This is a genomic window from Mesobacillus campisalis, assembly GCF_000986785.1.
Lineage (GTDB): Bacteria > Bacillota > Bacilli > Bacillales > Cytobacillaceae > Mesobacillus_B > Mesobacillus_B campisalis.
This window is the reverse complement of record NZ_LAYY01000033.1, coordinates 21,931-36,424: the sequence shown is the minus strand read 5'-3', so window position 1 is coordinate 36,424 and position 14,494 is coordinate 21,931. Positions and strand designations below refer to the sequence as shown.

The following is a 14,494-nucleotide window of genomic DNA, read 5'->3' as shown; positions in this document are numbered from 1 at the left end:
GAGGGTGGAGGAAACGGAGGGGCTAATGAGGATGTATGAATATATGCTCGTGTTTATTGGGGCGGCCATCCCGTGGGTTGAAATCGCCCTGGTGATTCCGCTCGGCATTATCAGGGGACTGTCTCCTATAGGAGTAATGGCCGCTGCTTTTGTTGGGAATATGCTGACACTGATTCCTGTCATTATTGGGTTTGAGAAAGTAAAAGTCTGGTATGCAAGGCGCCAGGAGCAGAAGGGGAAGGAACCCTCCAAGCGCAGCCAGCGGGCAAAAACGATTTGGAACAAATATGGCCTGCCGGGGCTCGCGTTATTGGGGCCCATCCTGATTGGGATCCATATTGCCGCTTTTATAGGAATGAGTCTTGGAGCGAGAAAAAACTGGTCGATATTCTGGATGACCGCCAGCCTGGCCATCTGGACGCTTGTCTTTGGAATAGCAACCATGCTGGGTTTTGATTTTTTTATTCAGTAAGGTGCAAGTTAAAATCCCCTGCGGAACTTCTGCAGGGGATGTGCTGTATCAGGCGAAGGAGCCTTTCAGCCTGATGGCCAGTGCAAACTCATCGGCAAGGTTTTCGAATATCCTTTTTACCGGCAGAATATCGGTGATTTCGTGGACTCTTGCCCCGGCAAAAACAAGTCCGTTGTCGACATCTCCGTTCATCGATTGAATCAGGGAATCAAAGGTACAAAAGCGGTAGGAGCAGTTTTTTAAGCAATCCCTGCATTTGGTAATCCTTAGTTTGTCCGAGTTCAAAAGCAGATTGGTGAATTGGTTGGCGATGGCCCTGCCGCTTAAGCCAACCGTCGTTTTGATAAGCATGGTATCTTCTTTTCGTGCTTCCACGTATTTTTGCTTAAATGCAAGCGGGGCATCACATTCCTCGCTGGCGACGAACCGGGTCCCCATCTGCACTCCGGATGCGCCAATTTTAAGGGCCTTGGCGATGTCGGCTCCTGTTAAAATGCCTCCGGCAGCGATCACGGGGATGTTAACCGCTTCGACTACCTCAGGTAAAATCTCGAAAAGCGGCCTGTCGGTGCCGAGATGGCCGCCAGCTTCAAAACCTTCCACAACAACGGCAGCGGCTCCGAGCTTTTCGGAAATCCGGGCCAGCTTCGCTGACGACACAATGGAGAGCACCGGAATGCCAGCTTGCCTGCCCCAGGCATACATATCCCTGGATATCCCGGCTCCTGAAATGATAAAATCCACTTTTTCTTCAAGCGCCGCCTTCATTTTTTCCGCAAAGTCATTCATCGCGAATAACACATTCACCCCAATGAACCCCTTATTGTTTGTAAGTTTCCTTGCCGTTCTGATGTGATGGCGCAGTTCCTCAACTGAAATCCCCGTGCCCGAAATAATTCCGATGCCGCCTGCATTCGCAACGGCCGAAGCCAGGCCGCTGAGGGAGACTCCAATTCCCATGCCTCCCTGGATAATTGGAAATGAGCTCACCATATGCCCAATCTTTAGCTGCGGAAAATTCAACTTCATCATCCCCGTTTCTGTATATAATAGTTGGAATATTCTTTTGGAGTTTAACATGTATTTTAAAAAAGGGATGTGATATTTATTACTAGATACTAGAATCTAATACTGAAATTAACTGCTACCCTGGGTCCCACCGCGCATTTGATTCATGGGGGGATAACAGTAAGTACAAACTAGAGCGGCAGATAGACAACCAATGGAGGCGGGGGAATATGGGCAGCTTCTTTGTTGGCAGCATCATGTCGGGTATTGGTTTTCTCACAATCAGTTTATTCTTTTGGGGATTGATTGTAGCGGCGGGGTTGGGTTTTGTCCTCGCACTGCTTCGAAGGTCCTGGAAGGGATTCATGTTCAGCGGGACAGCATTTCTCATTCCCGGTATAGTTCTTGCTTCCCAGGAAGGCTACTACTATCTGTTTCTGTTTTTTTCTCCACTTGCATTTATAATGGCCATTTTATTTAAATCAGCTGAAGAAAAAGGAACGTGAGAGCATTTAAAAATAGATAAACCGATCGGGCCCACCAAAACCAAGTTTTAGGTGGGCCTTTTTGTTATTTCCATTTAGCGGAACCTGGCACCCTCCATTTTGCCTACATATGATAATAATAATCAAAATCATTATCTATATTAATTTTTAAATTAAAATAATTATTATTTATTTATGTAAAAAGGTGTGATATTATGTTGTTATAAACAGTGAAACACAATAAATATCTGGCCTTTAGCGCGAACGGGGATAGTGATTATTATTCTCAATTAGGCGCTGATATAATGAGAAAAATGATAACAAGGATGAAAGAGAAGGAGGAAGGAATATGCTAGCAGAAACAAAAACAATTGGGCAATCCACGATGGCAGAGGCCAGCTGGCTAGAGAAAACAAGACCGCATGCTGAACTTATTGCTGCCCTATTCAGCGGTGTTCTCATCCTTGCGGGGTGGCTGTTGTCACAAAGTGAACTGGGTACGATGTCAGCAATGGTTTATCTCGCTGCCTATGCAATCGGAGGATATGCCAAAGCAAAAGAAGGCATTGAAGAAACCATTGCCAACAAGGAATTGAACGTGGAAATGCTGATGATCCTTGCAGCCATTGGTTCGGCAATCATTGGCTATTGGACGGAAGGTGCGATTTTAATCTTTATATTCGCATTGAGCGGTGCACTCGAAACCTACACGATGAATAAGAGCCATAAAGAGATTTCAGCCTTGATGGACCTGCAGCCTGAAGAAGCCCTGCGCGTGACAAATGGAGTCGAGGAAAAAGTTGCAATTGCACTATTGAGGGTAGGGGACCACATTCTGATCAAACCTGGCGAGCGCGTTCCATCAGACGGGAAAATCATCGAGGGGCAGACCAACCTTGATGAAGCGGCCATTACCGGCGAATCGGTTCCAGTTAGCAAGTCGGTTAATCATGAAGTTTTTGCCGGCACTGTCAATTTACGCGGAACCATCACGGTGGAAATCACTAAGCCAAGCAGCGAAACTTTATTCCAAAAAATCATTGCACTTGTGCAAACCGCACAAAGCGAGAAGTCTCCATCCCAGCAGTTCATTGAACGCTTTGAAGGACGATACGTCAAGACTGTCCTGGTTGTTGTGGCCCTGATGATGTTTGTGCCCCATTTCCTTCTAGAATGGAGCTGGACGGAAACATTTTACCGGGCGATGATCCTCCTTGTGGTTGCTTCCCCTTGTGCGCTCGTAGCCTCAATCATGCCAGCCACTTTATCGGCCATTTCAAACGGTGCACGCCATGGCATCCTTTTTAAAGGCGGAGTGCACCTCGAAAACCTTGGCAACCTCCAGGCAATCGCGTTTGATAAAACTGGTACACTCACGAAGGGAAAACCTGAAGTTACGGATGTCATCGTGCGCGAGGGTGTAACAGTGGAAGAACTGTTGAAGAATGTATCTTCAATTGAAAAGTATTCGAACCACCCGCTTGCCGCAGCGATTGTCAAATATGCCACCGAACAGGGAGAAAACCTTATCAAGCCTGAAAAGATGGAGGATGTCGCCGGCTTTGGTGTTCAGGCGGTGATCAATGGAGTCCAGTGGAAGGTAGGGAAAGCGGACTTCGTCGGCCGGGAAGCGGCGCTTCAGTTCCGGGAGGGAATTGCCTCAAAGCTGGCCGAACAGGGCAAGACAGTTGTGTTTGCCAGGGACGGTAAAGGCATCGCAGGTTTATTGACGCTAAAGGATGTTGTTCGCGAAGAAACATTAGCGGCGATTAAAGCATTGAAGGAGGAAGGCATCAGGACTGTGATGCTGACCGGTGACAGTGAAAAAACTGCAATGGCGATTGCCGGAGAAAGCTGTATTGATTCATATATCGCCGAATGCCTTCCGCAGACAAAAGTTGATGAAATGAAAAAGCTGAAGGAACAGCATGGCACCGTGGCCATGGTGGGAGACGGAATCAATGATGCACCGGCGCTCGCTACCGCTTCGGTCGGAATTGCGATGGGGGAAGGAACGGATGTCGCCCTGGAGACGGCGGATGTGGTATTGATGAAAAACGACTTGCCCCGAATTGCGGAGGCCGTCAAGCTGTCAAAGAAAATGAACAGGATCATCAAGCAAAATGTCGTGTTCTCAATCGCCGTCATTATGGTGCTGATTGCGTCCAATTTCATGCAGTCGCTTGCCTTGCCAATGGGTGTCATCGGCCATGAAGGAAGCACCATTCTGGTGATATTGAACAGCCTGCGTCTGCTGCGTTCCTAAACAGGGAAGAGGGTGCCATGGCACCCTCTTTTATTATAGGAAAAAAATGAATTTCGCCTTGCTATCCGCTTTTGAAAACATTTTACCCAGGCTTTGGGTGTTTGGGCGTTGCTGCGCCAAGCCGATTTTAATCAAACGTTTGATTAGATAATTTTGTGGCTTTTAGGACGATATAATATTCTTGACAGCCTAAATTTCGCGGAGGACGCTTTCCAAATCAGGGTATCCCCCTGAATCTTCTCCCTGCGGGTCATCGGATTCCAGTACCCAAGCCTTTGATGCAGGCGCCAATTCTCCATGGTCATTTTTGACAAATGGAGTATGGATGTGATAGGCCTTGTCGCCTTTTTTCACTGTATAGCCCAAATGATATTCATCATCCTGGCCTTGCTCTTCAAAAATACCGATATCATTCAGGTTGTATTTCTCCATATATTCACTGGAAGCATGCTGTAATTCCCGCAGGATTTGTTCCCTAGGTAAAAAATCCATTATGTTCGCTCCTTTTCCTGTAATCCTCTCTCCTTAATATGGCTGTTTTTGGTTTATTTATTTTAAAAATTAGGGTAGCCTTTAAGAACGTGCATCAAAACAGGAAGAAGGTAATTTCATTGAAACTGAGTGTTCTGGATCAATCGGTGATCAGCAAAGGGTCCAGCGGAAAAGATGCCCTTAGTAACACCGTTGAGCTGGCTAAGCTGACGGATGAACTCGGATACACCCGCTTCTGGGTGGCCGAGCACCATAACAGCAATGGAATGGCGGGCTCGTCACCGGAGGTATTGATTTCCCATCTGGCCTCCAATACGAAAAGAATCCGGGTCGGTTCCGGAGGCGTCTTGCTGCCGCAGTACAGCCCTTATAAAGTGGCGGAGAACTTCAAACTGCTGGAGACGCTTTATCCGGATCGGATTGACCTTGGAATCGGCCGCTCTCCGGGAGGATCACCAGCGACACGCATGGCGCTGACGGATGGACTAAGGCGCAGCCTGAACGAGTTTCCGAGGCAGGTCAGAGACTTGCAGGGCTTTCTTGGCAACAGCCTGGCTGAAGACCACCCCTACCATGAGGTAAGAGCTTTTCCTTCCCCGGAGACTTCGCCGGAGATGTGGCTGCTGGGAATCACCCACCGCGGCGCAAGAGTGGCCGCCGAAAACGGCACAGCCTTTACATACGGGCATTTTATCACCCCGGTAAATGGGAAGCGGGCAATCGACTATTATTATGAACACTTCCAGCCATCGCCCTTGCTCAGTAAGCCGAGAGTGAATGTCTGTATTTTTGTTGTCTGTGCCCCCACCCAGGAAAAGGCGGAGGAATTGGCGCTAAGCCAGGATTTGTGGCTTTTGGCGGTTGGGAGCGGCGGGGATACCCGGATTCCTTCAGTGGAGAAAGCAAAAACAATGGCCTTGTCAGCTGAAGACCGTGCGAAGGTTCTGGAAAACCGCAAACGGATGATCATCGGGACGCCTCAAAAGGTTCGCGACGAACTTCTCCGGCTCAGTGAAAAGTATCAGACAGATGAATTCATGATTATCGCGAATATCCATGATTTTCAGGAAAAGCTTCGGTCCTATACGCTGCTGGCAGAGGCTATTTTATAACAGTCCGATATTGGGCTGTTTTTTTATATCATAAAAATTAAATCTTGATACTTTTTATTCGGTTTTGCTTTGTTGGCGCAAATTTCTGAGTTAGGCAGCAAATTTTTGCGTTAATAAGGTCTATTGGCGTAAATTTTTGAGGGGAACTGCATAATTTTGCGTCAATAAGCTGTATTGGCGCAAATCTGTGGTCCAGATATAAAATCTTTGCGTCAATAAAGGCTATTAACAAAGATTCTGGGGGTAAGCATAATCAAATTTGCGGCAATACACAGAATTTCTACAGAAGTCCTGTCATTTATAAAGCAAATGCCCATTGCAAATTTTACCAAATGACTATATACTACATTACAACAGTAATGCACTAGTTAGGGAGGGGGCGTGGTTCATGCTGAATAGCGAGAGTACTAAGCCTATTTATGTGCAAATTGCCGAGTGGATGGAGTCGGAGATCCTGAACGGGCACTTTGAAGCAGACCAGAAGGTATATTCGCAATATCAATTAGCCGACATGTATACCATCAATCCGGCAACGGCTGCGAAGGGGCTAAGCCTCCTGGTGGATGAGGGAATTTTATATAAAAAGCGGGGGCTGGGAATGTTTGTAGCGGAAGGGGCAAAGGAGAAAATTCTCAATAAGCGTAAAAACCAAACGCTGAAGCGGCTTGTCCGGGAGCTGGTGCTGGAAGCGGAGCGCCTCCATATCAGCAGGGAAGAGCTTGTTAGTATGATTCATAATGCCAAGGAAGGGGAGGGAAGGCAGTGAAGGTGGTCGAATGCAACGGTCTTACTAAAGCTTATCTGAAAAAGGAAGCCCTGAAAGGACTTACCTTTTCACTTGAAGATCATAAAATAACCGGGCTGATTGGCCGGAACGGAGCGGGCAAAACCACTCTTCTGAAGTTAATCGCCGGTTTCACCAAGGAAACCTCAGGAGAAATCAAGGTGTTTGGCGAACGCCCCTTTAACAGCCTGAGCGTTTCTGCCAATTCAATCTTCGTTGACGACCAGATGAGTTTCCCGCCAGCCTTGCAGTTAGCGGAACTGCTGGAAGAAGCAGCCCGCTTCTATCATAATTTCGATTCCGGGCTGGCCAAAAGATTGTTCGATTATTTCGGATTTAAGGCGGACGGGTACCACAACCGCCTTTCGAAAGGGAAAACAAGCATTTTCAATGGGATTATCGGCATTGCATCCCGTTGTCCGCTGACGATCTTTGATGAGCCGACAACCGGAATGGATGAAAGCGCGAGGAAGGATTTTTACCGGGCCTTGCTCAAGGACTATATTGCCCATCCGCGGTCAATCATTCTTTCAAGCCATCACATCGATGAGATTGAAGATTTGCTCGAAGATGTCTTGTTGCTGAAAGAAGGAAAACAGCTGCTGCATGAGCCGGTTTCCGAGCTGAAGGAATGGGCTCACGGCATAAAAGGACCTTCCGAAAAGGTTCTGAAAGCATCGGAAGGCCACGATATTCTTTATAGGCAATTAACAGGTGCCGACACATTGTATGCGGCTGTCCGGGATTTTTCAGGTACCCTCCTTGACGCTGCCGCTGGAGCGGGACTAGAGGTAACTCCTGTCAGGGTAAGTGACCTTTTTATATACCTGACCAACGAAACGAAGGGGGGGATTGATGATGTCTTTAGCCAGAACTAGTTCGGGTGACATAGTGAAAAGGCAATATGCATTCAAGCTGAAAGCCCATATTGATTCCTACAGCTCGCTGGTGGGCATCCAGATGCTTGCCCTACTGTTTTCGTTCGGCGGCGTTGGTTCCATGGGCTCCTACGGTGACGGGTTAAATTTGGAGGTAAAATATTATTCCAGCGACCTGGTGCTTGTTTTCACAGCTATTTGGGCTTTTGTCACTGCCACCACCCTAACGACGAGACCATATCGCAACCATGATTTTACCTTTGTATCCAACCGTCTCACCAGCTCGCTCTCAAATATTCTGTTCCTTGCAAGCATTTCGCTTGCCGGCGCCTTAACCGCCATGCTTGCCGGGAATTTGCTGAAGGTTTTTGTTTTTATCTTTGCTGACGGGCCGATTTACAATCAGGGTACTGGCTTGGCAGACTTGGCAGCAGGAACGGTCATCGCCCTGTTTTATCTGTTTCTGGTTACATCGGCGGGCTATTTAATAGGATCGCTGGTGCAAGTAAGCAAGCTTTTTGTCATCCTGATTCCCGTAGTATTTTTCGGATCGCTATTCCTTGATGCTGTTGCCAATAGGGAGCCAATCGTGAACAATGTTTTTCAGTTTTATATCATGGAAAGTTCGCTTTTGCTGCTGATGGTTAAAACGTTAATCACTAGTGCCGCCTTGCTGGCTGCAGCGGTGGCCATCCTGAACAGACTGGAGGTAAGGCGATGAGCAGCTTTGGTATTGTTACAGCGATACTGCCTATTCTTATCATAGGTACCTTGATTGGTACGGTTTTCCTTATGTTCAAGATCCGCAGCAGATTCATGACCGTAAAACTCACATATTGGCTGCTTTCCATTTATGCTGTGCTCCTGCTGGTCGCAACAGCTGCTGCTCCTTTTGTTACAAAGGAAGTTGAGGCGGATGAAAAGGTGGCGCAGTCGGAACATGATGAAATGATGAGCGACCTGTATACGAAGCTTGGTAGCGGCAGGGTGTCCGAAATTGACCCGAAGCACTTAAAACAGGAAAATCATTTTGATGATTTTGATGGAAATGAATTAACCATCTCTTTGAGCGAAGGCATGGATGGTTCCCAAATCTATGTAGATAAAAAGAAAAAGAATGATAGAACGGTAGAGTTCTATATTTTTGGCACCGAGCTGCTTGTAGATGATATGGATTTTTCCCAGCATGTGCAACCATCCAGGGTTGAGCTTTCGGGAAGCCATATGACGATTAGCGCTGTTCAGCAAAAGGTCACCATTTCAATTGCCAGTGAAAGTTTCCCGGTCAGGCAAAGGACCGGCAAGCCTTTCATGGACCATAGCATTAGCAGCGGCGGACAGATTCTCTATTTGATCATTCCGGAAGATGTGAAGGTGAATGCCGGGGAGAATGTGTATTTGCAGTATGTGAATGATTAGAAAGAGAGATTGTGCGGGAGGTTCGTTTTATAAAAAATAAACTAATAACAAGGGGACAGGAGGCCTGTCCCCTTGTTATTTCTAGAATGGGTATTTCCGCGGATTGGTTTGGGCGGATATCCATTGGGTGGTGGAGAATTCCTCGAGCGACCATTCTCCGCCAAAGCGGCCAAGGCCGGATGCTTTTTCACCGCCAAAGGCCACAAGCGGCTCATCATTGACGCTCTGGTCGTTAACATGGACCATGCCTGTCTCCAGTTTCCTGGCCACCTCAACGCCTTTTTCGACCGAGCCTGCGTGGACGGCGCCGCTCAGGCCAAATGGAGTATCGTTGGCAATCCTGATGGCGTCCTCCTCATCCTCTGCGGAAATAATCGTAACGACAGGGCCAAACATTTCGTTCCTCGCCGTTGCTACTTCGTTTGTTCCTATTAAAACAAACGGGCTCATCACACTTCCGTTCACCTCGCCCTCAAGCAGGACCTCGGCTCCCTGTTTTTTCGCTTCTTCAATTTCGCCAAGGATCCTGTCAACAGCCCCGCGGTTGATCAAAGGGCCAATCATCGTGTCCTGTTCGCTTGGGTCGCCTGTTTTAATGGTTTTGGCTTTCTCAATAAAGGCCTGGACAAACTCATCGTGGATGCTTTTATCAACGATAATCCGGTTAATCGCCATGCAGATTTGGCCGTTGTGCATGAATTTCCCAAAAATGGCCGAGTTCACTGCATGATCAATGTTTGCGTCTTTCAGCACCACAAGGGCGTTATTGCCCCCAAGCTCAAGGGCGACCTTTTTAATGTTTTTGCCAGCAACCGAACCGATGTGGCGTCCAACCGGTGTAGAGCCTGTAAAGGATATCAGGCGTGGAATGGGATGCTCAATGAACGCATCGCCAATTTCGCCGATGTCACTTACCGTTACATTGAATACTCCTTTTGGCAGTCCAGCTTCCTCGAAAATTTTCGCTAGAACCGTACCGCCGGACATCGCAGTCTGCTCATCCGGCTTTAGGACAACTCCGTTGCCGATGGCCAGGGAAGGTGCGACCGACCTCATGGAGAGGTACATTGGGAAGTTGAACGGACTAATGACTCCAACAACTCCCAGCGGTTTGCGGTAAACCCTGTTTTCTTTTCCAGGCACCAGGGAAGGCACCATTTTCCCTTCCAGTCTCAAAGGAAAAGAAGCGGACTCCCGTGTGATGGCAATACAGAAATCAATCTCTACATTCGCTTTTACATGGGTCGAGCCTGTCTCTGCTACCAGCAGCTCGACAAGCTCCTGGCGCCTTTCCGTCATGATGCGGACTGCATTCTCCATGATCGTCGAACGCTCGAACGGATTCGTGTTCTCCCACTCTTTTTGCGCTTTTTTGGCAGATTCATAGGCTTCATCAATATCTTCAACGCCAGCCATTTTGAACTCTGCCACCACTTCGTCATTATAGGGGTTTGTATCTTTAAAGGTGGATTGGCCAGTTCCATCCCGCCATACTCCTCCGATGTATTGTTTGTTTAAATCCTGATACCGTTCCATTGAATTCACTCCTTTTTATTAGCTTCACGTTCCTCCTTTACCCTGAAATCAGGATTTAAAAAGCATTTCGAGAATGCGACGCAGGGTATTCCGGGATGAAATAAAAACAGTGCAGCTCCATTCAGCTGCACTGTTTCTATTAAAGCTTATTGCAGGGCGCGATCCGCGTTGACAATTCCATGTCCGAAATAGTGATCATGTCCAGTTATTCCGGCATCATCTGCAGTCTGCTGAAGGCGGGTAATCACTTGGGCTGGCTTCAAATCAGGATATTCTGCAATCACAAGGGCTGCTGCCGCTGCCACCTTTGGGGAAGCCATGCTTGTTCCCATTGCCCAGCCGTAGCTGCCCCTTGAAACAGGAATGGTTGAATAGGCACGCGCTTCATTTTCCCGCAGGCTGGTATCTCCCGCCGCGTTAGGCCAATTCTCGCCATAATCGCCGCCAGGGGCCGCCAGCTCGGAATTTCCATAGTTGGAGTAATAGGCCAGAGTATCGCGGTTGGTGGAGGAAGAGACGGAAATCACCCAAGGAATATCCGTGAATGTATCGAATAATGGACCAGTCCATTGGGCGCCTTCGCCCTGCCTGGTCAGCATCTTTTTGCCAAGGTCGATTCCATCATTGCCATTCGCACCCACGATGATCATGCCTTTGCTTTGGGCATGGCGGACCGCACGGGAGGCAGACAGATGAAGGGCCCGGTCCTGGGCATCATTCATGAGCGAATAAGTTCCAAGGCTGAGGTTGGCGACATCTGCGCCATCATCGGCAGCCGTCGTAACAGCGGCAAGGATTGCTGTCCAGCTCATGCGGCCGTTATGGTCGGATACACGGTAGGAAGCGATCCCAAGCTCAGGACCAACACCTAGTACTCGGCCATTGGCGGCGATGGAGCCGGCGACGTGGGTGCCATGGGTGCCCGAATCACGAAGGGCATCCGCTTCGGTTGCTCCATTAAAAAATGCTTTGCCATAGAGGAAATTTTCCTTTAAGTCAGGGTGGAAGGCATCTACACCAGAATCGATCACAGCGACAAGTACGTTGTGGCTTCCGGCATTCTTTTCCCATGCCTTGCCACTATTGGTTACCCGTTTGATATCCCATTGGTACTTGTCATGCAGGTCGGCTCCGGAATACAAGGCAGGAGAAGCTGCTGCCCGCAGGTCCACTTCCATTTGGACTTCAAGCGGAGAGATTTCAATGTCTTCCACTACTTCCTGAATATTGCTGTCCTGTTTTGCTTTTTCAATGAACCCAGGGTCGCTTGACTGCACACTGACGACACCGACCTGGGGAACTTCCTGAAGAACCTCTGCACCAGATTCCTCTAACTGTGTTAATGATTGTTCATTAATGCTGTTGCTTGAGAAAACGACTATGTACTCTTTTGGCTCCTCGGCGCTCACAGCCTGGCCGCTAAAAGCCAGCAGTCCTGCCAGCGCCAAACCTGACATCCATTTTTTCATCTTTTCCCTCCTATGGGAATTATTTGTTATTAGTAAGATTATAAAAAAAACGCAGAGGGTTGTTAAACGATTCTTAATTTTCTAATTAAAATTGAATCATACTGCCTAAAAGGTAAACAAGGGAATGGCCATAATTAGTACAATGGAGATGGTAGGAAGGTTACAAAAGCGTGCGGTGGGAACGAGGGCAAAAAAAGAGCCGCCGGGTTGGGTGAAACCCCTGGCGGCGCCATTATTATTGAGTTAAAGCAGCTTAACGAGTTCCTCTTCTAGTTTGGAAGGCTCGGTAGTCGGGGCATAGCGTCCCACTACAGAACCATTTTTGTCGATGAGGAATTTAGTGAAATTCCATTTGATTCTTGGAGATAAGAGCCCGTTTTTCTGTTCTTTTAAAAACTTGAAAAGCGGCTCGGTGGAAACGCCGTTGACGTCCACTTTGGCGAAAATAGGGAAACTGACTCCATAGTTTGCCTGGCAAAACTGGGTGGTCTCCTCGATGTTGGCGAACTCCTGGTTGTTGAACTGGTCGCAGGGGAAACCTAAAATCTCGAGGCCCTGGTCCCTGTATTTTTCATACAGCTCCTGAAGCCCCTTGAACTGTGGAGTCAGGCCGCATTTGCTGGCGGTATTGACGACCAGGAGCACCTTGCCTTCATAATCGCTTAAAGATTTTTCACTGCCATTTGCTGTTTTTACCTTAAAATCATATACTGTGGCCATTGGAATCCCCCTTTAAATGAAAACCTATAGATTTATCTTACCTTGGCTGATTTTTGGGGACAAGTTTGAGTCGATATTGGAACAAGACTGGGAGTGCATCAATGAAAGACATAAAGGAATTTTACTATGATAAATTGCTGAATATCAGGACAGGCAAAGGACAGAGGGATAATGAAGGTTCTTTGCATTATCACCCTTATGAACCGACTCCATATGGTGCGCTGGAGGAATTGTTCAAACAATATGAGGTGCACAGTTCCGACCGTATTGTCGATTTTGGCTGCGGGAAGGGCAGAGTGAATTTTTTTATCCATTATTTTCATGGAGCATCGATTGTGGGTGTTGAGATGAACGAGAGGTTTTATCAGGAAGCCATTGAAAATCTAAGAAGCTACCAAAGGAATACAAAAAAAGCAGCGGGTTTGGAGTTTTGCTGCTGCCTCGCCGAAGACTATCCTATTAAAACAGAAGACAATGTATTTTATTTCTTTAATCCATTTACCATCCAAATTTTTATGAAGATCATTGGCAATATCCTTAAGTCTGCGGAGAAGAGGAGACGGAAGATTGAACTGGTTTTGTATTATGGCTCAGAGGACTATATGTTTTTCCTGGAAAACCAGACGCCGTTTGAATTAATGGAGGAAATTTTGCTGCCTGGACTCTCCGAACGGGATCCTTTTGAGAGGTTTTTAATCTACAGGCTTGCTGAATAGAAAAAGCGGAATAGCGGGTATGTGCTCTTCTGCGCTTGACCACTGGGATTTTAGAGGGAAACGCTGACTCCTCCGTCTTCACTGATCTCAAGTGTTGTGTAGCTTTCAAAAGGCTCCATGCTGGTGATTTCATGTTTTACGGGGCTTGCGAAGCTTTCCATATACCGTTCATAAACTTCAGGGTTTTTGATGATGTGGTAAAAATACACCCGCTTTCCGTTTATCTCATCACTGCTCCTCAGCTGAAACTATTCCTGAAGATGTTCTTTGAACCATGTTCTCGCTTCTTCGTGGCTGCTGAACTCCGGCTTGCGCTCCAGCAGTGCGTCCAAATTAGTATCCACGTTTATTCGCTCCTTTCTTCAGCTGTTAGTATGTCCGTTTTTCCTTTCTGCATCCGGTAATGCATCAAGGTGACGGGCTGTTATTCATCAACTTCCGGGAATGGTTGCATGGACCTTTTTCGGGATAAAGTAAGATTGAAGATCAAGGAGAAAAGGAGAGATTGGATGAACAAGGACAAAGGGGAAGAGCGTGCTGCACCGACGGAAGAGTCCAAATACATTCAGCAGCATCTCGCCAATGAACGAACCTTTCTAGCCTGGATCCGCACGGCAATCGCCATTATTGGAGTAGGATTTTTGGTGACGAACCTTCACTACACAATGCGGCAGACACTTTCGCCCGCAGGCGACCTGCTTGCGACCATCATTGGATTGTCTTCCGTCGGCCTGGGTATCATCACTATTATCCTGGCCACCGTCGTCTATTTGAAAAAAATCAATACCATTAATAAGCAAACCTTCACTGCCTCGAAAAAATACATCATTACACTCAGTGTTTTCATTGCTTTCATCTCTTTGATGTTCGCTGTTTATTTCATTATTATTTAGCTGCTTGAGTTTTCGGGTTTAAGGGGCGGCTTGCTCCCCTTCAAGGTCTTTTTTGGGAGAAGGGCGCCAGTTTGGGCATTGACGGGGTCTATCAGTGGCCGTTTTTCCGTGGGGATGCGAGTTTTGGGTACTGAGGCTTCCTGTCAGTGCCCGTTTTTTCGAGAGGGAGCGGGTTTTGGGTACTGAGGTGGTCTGTCAGTGCCCATTTTTTCGAGGGGGAACGTGTTTTGGGTACTGAGGGGGT

Annotated in this window: 15 protein-coding genes; 10 read left to right on the top strand and 5 right to left on the bottom strand. The window is 47.5% G+C overall.

Annotated elements, in window-relative coordinates; all coding sequences use genetic code 11:
- Positions 1-31 precede the first annotated feature (31 nt).
- Positions 32-472, top strand: coding sequence for a small multi-drug export protein (locus tag WQ57_RS19870; RefSeq protein WP_046525531.1), 441 nt, complete (start codon positions 32-34; stop codon positions 470-472).
- Between the two features lie 48 nt (positions 473-520).
- Here the strand turns inward: WQ57_RS19870 and WQ57_RS19865 are convergent, their stop codons facing one another.
- The gene (locus WQ57_RS19865) at positions 521-1,504 is read right to left on the bottom strand and encodes an NAD(P)H-dependent flavin oxidoreductase (RefSeq protein ID WP_420912405.1); all 984 of its coding nucleotides are present in this window, start codon (positions 1,502-1,504) and stop codon (positions 521-523) included.
- Positions 1,505-1,710: 206 nt separating this feature from the next.
- Here WQ57_RS19865 and WQ57_RS19860 point away from each other — a divergent pair, with 206 nt between their 5' ends.
- On the top strand, positions 1,711-1,986 hold the full coding sequence (locus tag WQ57_RS19860) for a hypothetical protein (protein WP_046525510.1): 276 nt from the start codon (positions 1,711-1,713) through the stop codon (positions 1,984-1,986).
- Positions 1,987-2,314: 328 nt separating this feature from the next.
- Positions 2,315-4,231, top strand: a complete 1,917-nt coding sequence (locus WQ57_RS19855; RefSeq protein WP_046525509.1) for a heavy metal translocating P-type ATPase — start codon at positions 2,315-2,317, stop codon at positions 4,229-4,231.
- Between the two features lie 189 nt (positions 4,232-4,420).
- On the opposite strand, the gene WQ57_RS19850 is transcribed toward WQ57_RS19855, so the two are convergent.
- A complete protein-coding gene (locus tag WQ57_RS19850; protein WP_046525508.1) occupies positions 4,421-4,723 on the bottom strand; it encodes a DUF5634 family protein in 303 nt (100 codons plus the stop codon).
- Positions 4,724-4,842: 119 nt separating this feature from the next.
- Here WQ57_RS19850 and WQ57_RS19845 point away from each other — a divergent pair, with 119 nt between their 5' ends.
- From WQ57_RS19845 to WQ57_RS19825, 5 genes are all read left to right on the top strand, one after another.
- Positions 4,843-5,835, top strand: coding sequence for an LLM class flavin-dependent oxidoreductase (locus WQ57_RS19845; protein ID WP_046525507.1), 993 nt, complete (start codon positions 4,843-4,845; stop codon positions 5,833-5,835).
- A gap of 388 nt (positions 5,836-6,223) precedes the next feature.
- Complete coding sequence (locus WQ57_RS19840; RefSeq protein WP_046525506.1) at positions 6,224-6,601, top strand: GntR family transcriptional regulator; 378 nt, start codon at positions 6,224-6,226, stop codon at positions 6,599-6,601.
- Positions 6,598-7,497 carry an ATP-binding cassette domain-containing protein gene (locus WQ57_RS19835; RefSeq protein ID WP_046525505.1) on the top strand — a complete coding sequence of 300 codons (900 nt, stop codon included), beginning with the start codon at positions 6,598-6,600 and terminating at the stop codon, positions 7,495-7,497. The genes WQ57_RS19840 and WQ57_RS19835 overlap by 4 nt, the downstream gene beginning before the upstream one ends.
- On the top strand, positions 7,475-8,218 hold the full coding sequence (locus WQ57_RS19830; RefSeq protein ID WP_046525504.1) for a hypothetical protein: 744 nt from the start codon (positions 7,475-7,477) through the stop codon (positions 8,216-8,218). The genes WQ57_RS19835 and WQ57_RS19830 overlap by 23 nt, the downstream gene beginning before the upstream one ends.
- Complete coding sequence (locus WQ57_RS19825) at positions 8,215-8,916, top strand: hypothetical protein (protein WP_046525503.1); 702 nt, start codon at positions 8,215-8,217, stop codon at positions 8,914-8,916. Before WQ57_RS19830 ends, WQ57_RS19825 begins: the two co-directional genes overlap by 4 nt.
- 81 nt (positions 8,917-8,997) lie before the next feature.
- Here WQ57_RS19825 and WQ57_RS19820 read toward each other — a convergent pair whose 3' ends face one another.
- From WQ57_RS19820 to WQ57_RS19810, 3 genes are all read right to left on the bottom strand, one after another.
- The gene (locus WQ57_RS19820) at positions 8,998-10,452 is read right to left on the bottom strand and encodes an aldehyde dehydrogenase family protein (protein WP_046525502.1); all 1,455 of its coding nucleotides are present in this window, start codon (positions 10,450-10,452) and stop codon (positions 8,998-9,000) included.
- 146 nt (positions 10,453-10,598) lie between these two features.
- Complete coding sequence (locus WQ57_RS19815) at positions 10,599-11,921, bottom strand: S8 family serine peptidase (RefSeq protein ID WP_046525501.1); 1,323 nt, start codon at positions 11,919-11,921, stop codon at positions 10,599-10,601.
- 243 nt (positions 11,922-12,164) lie between these two features.
- Positions 12,165-12,641, bottom strand: a complete 477-nt coding sequence (locus tag WQ57_RS19810; RefSeq protein WP_046525500.1) for a glutathione peroxidase — start codon at positions 12,639-12,641, stop codon at positions 12,165-12,167.
- A 110-nt stretch (positions 12,642-12,751) separates the two neighbouring features.
- Here WQ57_RS19810 and WQ57_RS19805 point away from each other — a divergent pair, with 110 nt between their 5' ends.
- Positions 12,752-13,357 (top strand): class I SAM-dependent methyltransferase, encoded by a 606-nt coding sequence (locus WQ57_RS19805; RefSeq protein ID WP_046525530.1) that lies wholly within the window; start codon positions 12,752-12,754, stop codon positions 13,355-13,357.
- A 509-nt stretch (positions 13,358-13,866) separates the two neighbouring features.
- A complete protein-coding gene (locus WQ57_RS19800; protein WP_046525499.1) occupies positions 13,867-14,250 on the top strand; it encodes a YidH family protein in 384 nt (127 codons plus the stop codon).
- Positions 14,251-14,494: the final 244 nt, after the last annotated feature.

Bases quoted from the DNA above. Each gene is read 5' to 3' on its own strand.
- WQ57_RS19870 (WP_046525531.1), top strand. From the start codon at position 32: ATGTATGAATATATGCTCGTGTTTATTGGGGCGGCCATCCCGTGGGTT.
- WQ57_RS19865 (WP_420912405.1), bottom strand. From the start codon at position 1,504: ATGATGAAGTTGAATTTTCCGCAGCTAAAGATTGGGCATATGGTGAGC.
- WQ57_RS19860 (WP_046525510.1), top strand. From the start codon at position 1,711: ATGGGCAGCTTCTTTGTTGGCAGCATCATGTCGGGTATTGGTTTTCTC.
- WQ57_RS19855 (WP_046525509.1), top strand. From the start codon at position 2,315: ATGCTAGCAGAAACAAAAACAATTGGGCAATCCACGATGGCAGAGGCC.
- WQ57_RS19850 (WP_046525508.1), bottom strand. From the start codon at position 4,723: ATGGATTTTTTACCTAGGGAACAAATCCTGCGGGAATTACAGCATGCT.
- WQ57_RS19840 (WP_046525506.1), top strand. From the start codon at position 6,224: ATGCTGAATAGCGAGAGTACTAAGCCTATTTATGTGCAAATTGCCGAG.
- WQ57_RS19830 (WP_046525504.1), top strand. From the start codon at position 7,475: ATGATGTCTTTAGCCAGAACTAGTTCGGGTGACATAGTGAAAAGGCAA.
- WQ57_RS19825 (WP_046525503.1), top strand. From the start codon at position 8,215: ATGAGCAGCTTTGGTATTGTTACAGCGATACTGCCTATTCTTATCATA.
- WQ57_RS19820 (WP_046525502.1), bottom strand. From the start codon at position 10,452: ATGGAACGGTATCAGGATTTAAACAAACAATACATCGGAGGAGTATGG.
- WQ57_RS19815 (WP_046525501.1), bottom strand. From the start codon at position 11,921: ATGAAAAAATGGATGTCAGGTTTGGCGCTGGCAGGACTGCTGGCTTTT.
- WQ57_RS19810 (WP_046525500.1), bottom strand. From the start codon at position 12,641: ATGGCCACAGTATATGATTTTAAGGTAAAAACAGCAAATGGCAGTGAA.
- WQ57_RS19800 (WP_046525499.1), top strand. From the start codon at position 13,867: ATGAACAAGGACAAAGGGGAAGAGCGTGCTGCACCGACGGAAGAGTCC.